Origin of the sequence: Anabaena sp. CA = ATCC 33047 (genome assembly GCF_963870205.1) — a bacterium.
GTDB lineage: Bacteria > Cyanobacteriota > Cyanobacteriia > Cyanobacteriales > Nostocaceae > Trichormus.
The window spans coordinates 1-539 of sequence record NZ_CAWMSA010000060.1 but is presented as its reverse complement, the minus strand read 5'-3'; the positions used below and the strand labels follow the sequence as shown (position 1 = coordinate 539).

1 pseudogene is annotated in these 539 nt (G+C 50.8%); it reads right to left on the bottom strand.

Going from position 1 to position 539, the window contains the following annotated elements:
• Positions 1-539, bottom strand: a pseudogene (locus tag AACS98_RS19610) (photosystem II D2 protein (photosystem q(a) protein)); the annotation flags it as partial.

Below are 539 nucleotides of genomic sequence, written 5' to 3'. Positions count from 1 at the left end.
AATCCGGTGACTGGCACAAACAACATGAAGAAGTGTAGCCAGCGTTTGTTGGAGAAAGCAATCCCGAAAATCTGTGACCAGAAACGGTTTGCTGTCACCATTGAGTAGGTTTCTTCGGCTTGGGTGGGGTTGAAGGCGCGGAAGGTGTTTGCACCTTCGCCGTCTTCAAATAGGGTGTTTTCTACGGTTGCACCGTGAATCGCACACAATAGCGCACCACCTAATACACCTGCTACACCCATCATGTGGAAGGGGTTGAGGGTAAAGTTGTGGAAGCCTTGTACGAACAGGATGAAACGGAAAATACCCGCTACACCTAAGCTGGGTGCGAAGAACCAAGAGGATTGTCCCAAGGGGTACATCAAGAATACGCTGACGAATACCGCAATGGGAGCAGAGAATGCTAGGGCGTTGTAGGGACGGATGCCTACTAGACGAGCAATCTCAAATTGGCGCAGCATGAAGCCGATTAAGCCGAAAGCTCCATGTAGTGCCACGAATGGCCATAAGCCACCGAGTTGACACCAACGGGTGAAGTC